This is a genomic window from Anaeromyxobacter sp. PSR-1 (assembly GCF_000964525.1).
Lineage (GTDB): Bacteria > Myxococcota > Myxococcia > Myxococcales > Anaeromyxobacteraceae > Anaeromyxobacter.
On record NZ_BAZG01000229.1, the window covers coordinates 1 to 6,149 of the forward strand.

6 protein-coding genes and 1 pseudogene are annotated in these 6,149 nt (G+C 76.7%); 6 read left to right on the forward strand and 1 reads right to left on the reverse strand.

Annotated features, from left to right (window positions below; translation table 11 throughout):
* The 6 genes from PSR1_RS20930 to PSR1_RS20955 all read left to right on the forward strand — a co-directional run.
* Positions 1-1,484, forward strand: a 1,484-nt coding sequence (locus PSR1_RS20930; RefSeq protein ID WP_059439315.1) for a transglycosylase SLT domain-containing protein, incomplete at its 5' end; no start/stop codon positions are given.
* 102 nt (positions 1,485-1,586) lie between these two features.
* Positions 1,587-2,183, forward strand: coding sequence for an HNH endonuclease (locus PSR1_RS20935; protein ID WP_059439316.1), 597 nt, complete (start codon positions 1,587-1,589; stop codon positions 2,181-2,183).
* A 26-nt stretch (positions 2,184-2,209) separates the two neighbouring features.
* Positions 2,210-3,208, forward strand: a complete 999-nt coding sequence (locus PSR1_RS20940) for a P-loop NTPase (RefSeq protein ID WP_059439317.1) — start codon at positions 2,210-2,212, stop codon at positions 3,206-3,208.
* A gap of 1 nt (position 3,209) precedes the next feature.
* Positions 3,210-4,091 (forward strand): helix-turn-helix domain-containing protein, encoded by an 882-nt coding sequence (locus PSR1_RS20945; RefSeq protein WP_059439318.1) that lies wholly within the window; start codon positions 3,210-3,212, stop codon positions 4,089-4,091.
* Positions 4,092-4,281: 190 nt separating this feature from the next.
* Positions 4,282-4,548 carry a hypothetical protein gene (locus PSR1_RS20950; RefSeq protein ID WP_041453476.1) on the forward strand — a complete coding sequence of 89 codons (267 nt, stop codon included), beginning with the start codon at positions 4,282-4,284 and terminating at the stop codon, positions 4,546-4,548.
* The gene (locus PSR1_RS20955) at positions 4,545-5,606 is read left to right on the forward strand and encodes an RluA family pseudouridine synthase (protein ID WP_059439319.1); all 1,062 of its coding nucleotides are present in this window, start codon (positions 4,545-4,547) and stop codon (positions 5,604-5,606) included. Before PSR1_RS20950 ends, PSR1_RS20955 begins: the two co-directional genes overlap by 4 nt.
* Position 5,607: 1 nt before the next feature.
* On the opposite strand, the pseudogene PSR1_RS20960 reads toward PSR1_RS20955, so the two are convergent.
* Positions 5,608-6,149, reverse strand: a pseudogene (locus PSR1_RS20960) (hypothetical protein); the annotation flags it as partial.

Below are 6,149 nucleotides of genomic sequence, written 5' to 3' on the forward strand. Positions count from 1 at the left end.
TGGCCGCGCTCCGCCCCGACGACCTCGGCGCCGCCGCCTGCCGCGCCCGCGCCGCGCTGGGCCGCGCCTACCGCAAGGAGCGCAGCTACCGGCAGGCGATCGACACGCTGCGGCCGGTGGTGGCGGGCTGCGAGGACGAGGGGCTGCGGGTCCGGTCGCTGTACCTGCTCGCCGGCGCATCCTCGATCTCCGGCGACCGCGACGAGGCGGTGGCGCTCTACCGCCAGCTCGCGCGCGACTTCCCCGGCCACGCCTTCGCCGACGACGCGCTGTTCTTCGCCGCGGACCTGCTGGCGCGCGCCGGCAAGCCGCAGGAGGCGCGCGAGGCGCTGGCGGCGCTGGTCCGCGACCACCCGGGCGGCGACTACCGCGAGGAGGCGCGCTTCCGGCTCGCGTGGCTGCTGAAGCAGGCGGGCGACCTGGACGGCGCGGTGGCGCAGCTCCTCGCGGTGGAGGAGGAGCAGGCCGGCCGCGACGGCTACGAGCACGCGCGGGCGGCGTACTGGCGCGCCCGGCTGCTCGCCGCGCGCGGCGACGACGGGCGGCGGGCCGCCGAGGCGGTGTTCACCGACCTCGCCTCGCGCTACCCCACCGACTACTACGGCCTGCTGGCGCGGGCCCGGCTCGACGGCCACGGCGGCCAGAGCCTCCCCGCGCGCCGCGCGGCGCCCGCCGGCGGGACCGCCGAGGCCGTCTACGACCCGGGCCCGCTCCGCGACGAGCCGCACTTCCGCGCCGGCCTGCTGCTGCTGCGCATGGGGCTGCCGCGCGCCGCGTCCGAGGAGCTGTCGGCGATCCCCGCCGCGCGGCTGCGCGCGCCGGGCGACGCGCCCGAGCCGGTGCTGCTGGTGGCCGACCTGCTCGACCGCGCCGGCGATCACCGCGCCGCGCACAACCTGCTGCGCACCCGCGCCCGCGGCGCGCTCCGCAAGCCGCCCGAGGGCGAGAACCTGCGCGCCTGGCGGATCGCGTACCCGCCGGCCTACCGCGACGACGTGCGCCGCTGGGCGGCGCCCGCGGGCGTGCCCATCGAGCTGGTGCAGGCGCTCATGCGCGAGGAGAGCGCGCTCGACCCGCGCGCCATGTCCGGCGCCGGCGCGGTCGGGCTCACCCAGCTCATGCTCCCGACGGCGCAGTCGGTGGCGAAGAGCCTGAAGCTCTCCCGGCCGACGCGGACCGATCTCATGCGCGCCTCGCTCAACATCCGGCTCGGCTCGCACTACCTGGGCGAGCTGGTGCGCCGGTTCGACGGCTCGCTCCCGCTCGCGCTCGCGGCGTACAACGCCGGCGGCGGCGCGGTCCGGCGCTGGCTGGGCGGGCGCGACGGGCTCGACGTGGACGAGTTCGTGGAGGAGATCCCGGTGGAGGAGACGCGCGGCTACGTGAAGCGCGTGCTGCGGTCCTACGCCGCGTACCGGCTGCTCTACGGCGCGCCCGAGGAGGCGTCCCTGGGGCTGCTCCGCCGCGCCGGAGGCAAGGGCTGACCCGGAGGAGGGGCGCACCGCGACCCACACGGCCGCGGCGATCCGCGCCCCCGGGCCCGCGTGCGGCCGGAGGACCCGCCGCGTATGATCTTCCGAACAGCGATGCTCGAAACCGGCGTCCTCGTCCTCAACCGGGTTTACCAGCCGGTACACATCACCTCGGTGCGGCGCGCCTTCACGCTGCTGTACCAGGGGGTGGCGAAGGCGCTCGACGAGCAGTTCCAGCTGTTCGACTTCGAGAGCTGGAGCGCGCTGGCCGCCGCCGCGGACCACGACTCGGTGGGCACGGTGGGACGGCGCATCCGGGTGCCGCGGGTGATCGTGCTGCTCGCCTACGAGCACCTGCCGCGGGCGCGGGTGCGCTTCTCCCGGTTCAACATCTACGCGCGCGACGAGAACACCTGCCAGTACTGCGGCCGGCGCTTCCGCCGCGCGGAGCTGAACCTGGATCACGTGGTCCCGCGCTCGCGCGGCGGGTCCACGACGTGGGAGAACGTGGTCTGCTCGTGCGTGCGCTGCAACCTGCGGAAGGGCGGGCGGACGCCGGAGGAGGCCGGGATGCGGCTGCTGCGCCAGCCCACCCGGCCGCGCTGGACGCCCACGTTCCGGAGCCAGGCGCGGCGGGCGCTGTACCGCGAGTGGCGGCCTTTCCTGTCCCTGGCCGACGCCGCATACTGGAACGCCGAGCTGTTGGAGTAGTCGTCCTTTCGGATTAGGATGAGGCGATGGGCGACGTGCCGACGCTCAAGCTGGTGAGGACCGTTCCGGAGCCGGAGCCCGCGCACCGGCCGGCCGGGCCGCGCCCGGACGCGATCCGCGCCCGGCGCATCGTCGCGGTCGGCGGCGGCAAGGGCGGCATCGGCAAGAGCCTCATCTCCGCGAACCTCGGCATCGAGCTGGCCCGGCGCCGCCGGCGGGTGGTGCTGGTGGACGCCGACCTGGGCGGCGCGAACCTGCACACGACGCTCGGCCTGGACGTCCCGAAGCGGACGCTGTCCGACTTCATCGAGCGCCGCGTGCCGCGCATCGACGACGTGGTCACGCCCACCGGCATCGAGAACCTGGGGCTGGTCTCCGGCGCGCTCGACCACCTCGACGCCGCGAACCCGCCCTACGCCCAGAAGATGCGGCTGCTGCGCCACATCCAGCAGCTCGACGTGGACTACGCGATCCTCGACCTCGGGGCGGGCACGCACACGAACGTGCTCGACTTCTTCCTGGTGGCCGACCACGGCGTGCTGGTGCTGGTGCCGGAGCCGACCGCGGTCGAGAACGCCTACCGGTTCGTGAAGGCGGCGTTCTGGCGGCGGATGCGGAACGTCGCGCAGGTGTACGGCTACGAGGCGCTGCTCCGGACCGTGATGGCCGGCGGCAACTTCCGCAGCCCGGTGGAGCTGGTGACCACGGTCAGCCAGCGCGATCCGGAGGCCGGCGCGAACCTGGCCCGGCAGCTCGCCGCGTTCCGCCCGCGGCTGGTGGTGAACGAGGCGCGCACGCCGCAGGACGCCGACGTCGGCAAGGCCGTGGTGGCGGCGTGGCGCAAGTACTTCGGGCTCGAGATGGACTATCTCGGGTTCATCCCCTACGACGACGAGATGTGGCGGACGCTGCGCGCGCGCCGCCCGCTGCTCGTCGAGCGGCCCGACGTCCGGGCCGCCAAGGCCTTCGCCGGGATCGCCGACGCGCTGGTGGCGCTCGACCTCGCGGCGCGGCACGAGGCATGAGGTGCTGAAGCGGCTCGCAGATCAGACCCTGTACGAGATCCTGGAGGTCCCGCCCGACGCGTCGTCGCGCGACATCGCCGAGGCGGTGGAGCGCGCCCGCGCGCTCTACGGGCCGGGCTCCATCGCCACCTACACGCTGATGTCGAGCGAGGAGGCGTCGCTGCTCACGCGCCGGATCGAGGAGGCGCAGTCCACGCTCCTCGACCCGGACGCGCGGCGGCGCTACGACGACCTGCTCGGCGACCGCTCCGGCGCCGCGAACGCGGAGACCTCCGAGGCCGACGCCGGGGCGCAGGGGTCGCCGCCCGCGCGCGTGCTCCCGCTCGTGCCGCAGCCGGACCGCGAGGAGGCGCTGCGCGAGGCGGAGGCGAGCGCCGAGGAGTCCTGGCCGCTGCGTCCGGGCCACGTCGCCGGCGCGTCCGCGCCGACCTCGCCGCCGCCCGCGGCCGAGCCGCCGCCGCTCCCGGCGCGGCCGCCGCCCATCCCGCTCCGGCGCGAGGTGAGCGGCCCGTCCATGACCCCGGTGCCGCTGCCCTCCGTCGCGCAGGCGGCCCCCGAGCCCATCCCGCTGGTGGCCGCCGCGGGCCCGGGCGGCGCGCCGGCGCCCGACGCCACCGCGTGGACCGGCGAGGTGCTCCGGCGCCTCCGCGAGGCGCGCGGGATCACGCTCCCGCAGCTCTCCGAGCGCATCAAGGTCACGCGCCACCACATCGAGAACATCGAGGGCGACCGCTTCGGGCTGCTGCCCGCGCCCGTCTACCTGCGCGGAATCCTGCTCAGCATGGCGCGCGAGCTGCGCCTCGACGGCCAGAAGGTGGCGCGCTCGTATCTCGAGCGCGTCGCCGCGGCCACCGCCGGCCCCGGCGCGCCCCGGCCGCGCTGAGCGTCCCTCGACTCCGCACCCGCTCACCCTGAGCGTCCCTCGACTCCGCGCGGCCCGGAGGGCCGCGCTACGCTCGGGATGAGCGAGCGAGCCGAAGGCTCGGGATGAGCGGACGGAGACCAGGGTTCCACGGTGCGTGCGGGCCGCATCGTTGACCACCCCGGGAAGCCGGCGTACGATCCGCCCCCGTATGCCGCTCATCGACTCACCCGAGGCCGCCACGCGCCTGGCGCGGGCGATCTGCTCCGACGTCTCCCTCTACAACGAGGAGAAGATCGTCCGCGGCATCGAGCAGGACAACTTCTTCGACGCGCTGCGCGAGGAGCTGGAGGAGGGGCGCGAGCTGTACCGGTCGCGCGTCTCGCCGGACCTCTACGGCCGCACCAACTTCTACGACCGCGCCATCGTGGACGTGATCCTGAAGTCCAAGGGGCACGTGAAGTCCCGCATCTGGTGACGCGGCCCCCGCCGCGCGCGGAGCCCGGATCCGCCCCCGCCGAAGGCGGCGCGACGCCCGACCGGCGCACCCTGCACGTCCCCCCGGAGCTGGCCGGCGCGCGCCTCGACGCGGCGCTGGTCCGGCTCGCGCCCGAGCTCTCCCGCGCCCGCGTCCAGCGCCTGGTGGAGGCGGGGCGGGTCCGGGTGGACGGGCGCGCCGCGAAGGCCTCGGCGCGCCTCCGCGGCGGCGAGCGCGTCGAGCTCGAGCTCCCGCCGCCCGAGCCGAGCGGCCTCGTCGCCCAGGACCTGCCGCTCGCGGTGCTGCACGAAGACGCCGACCTCATCGTCCTCGACAAGGCGCCCGGGATGGTGGTGCACCCGGCGCGCGGCACGCCGCACTCGACCGTCGTGAACGCGCTCCTCCACCGGCTCGGGCTGCCGGCGTCGGCCGGGCCGGACGGCGCGCTGCCGCGGCTCGGCCTGGTCCACCGCCTCGACAAGGACACCTCGGGCTGCCTGGTGGTCGCGAAGACCGAGGCCGCGCTGGCGGCGCTGCAGGCGCAGTGGAAGGGCCGCTCGGTCGAGAAGGTGTACCTGGCGCTGTGCCACGGCGCGCTCGCGCCGGCGGGCCGGCTGGACACGCCCTACGGCCGCCACCCGCGCGACCGGCTGCGCTTCACCGGCCGGGTGACCTCGTCGCGCCGGGCCGTGACGGAGTGGCGGGTGCGCGAGGCGTTCGGCGCCGCCGCCTCGCTCGCCGAGGTGACGCTCCACACCGGCCGCACGCACCAGATCCGCGTCCACCTGTCCGAGGCGGGCCACCCGCTGCTCGGCGACGCGGTCTACGGCGGGACCCGCCGCGAGGCCCGGCTCGCGCCCGACGATCCCGCGCGGCGCGCGGCGGAGGCGGTGGGGCGCCAGGCGCTGCACGCGCTGCGGCTCGGCCTCGACCACCCGCGCACCGGGCGGCGCCTGGTGGTGGAGGCGCCGGTCCCGGCCGACCTGCGCGCGGCCCTCGAGATCCTGCGCGCGGCGCCGCCGGGGGCGGTGGCCCCCGGTCCCCGGCGCCGCCGGTAGCTCACGGCCGCGCGGCCGCGGCGGGCTCGAGGCGTCGGGCGAGCTGGCACTGCAGCGCGTAGCGGTCGAGGCCGCGCAGCAGCTCGCGGCGCGCGTCCGCCGGCTCGCGCTCCGGCAGCGCGTCGAGCGCGCGCTGCTGCAGCGGGATGGCCTCGCCGCAGCGCCCCAGGTCGGACAGCACCGCCGCGTACCCGGCCAGCACCGGCGCGCTCCAGGGCGCGATCTGCGCGGCGCGGCGCGCGAACGGCAGCCCCTCGCCGGAGCGGCCGCGCGCCAGCAGCTCCTGCGCGAGGTTGTGGAGCGCGGCCGGGTTCGAGGGCGCCAGGTCGGCGGCGCGCCGGAGCGCGGCCTCGCGCGCCCCGGCCTGCTCCTCGCCGTCGAGCGCCGAGGCGAGGAACGTCCACGCCCGCGGGTCCTCAGGGTGGGCGGCCACCGAGCGGCGCGCCAGCCTGGCCGGGTCGAGCTTGTCCATGGCGGCGAGGTACTGGAGCGCGATGGGGTGCGCGGGTCCTCCACCAGCGCCTCGCGCACCTCGTCCTCGAG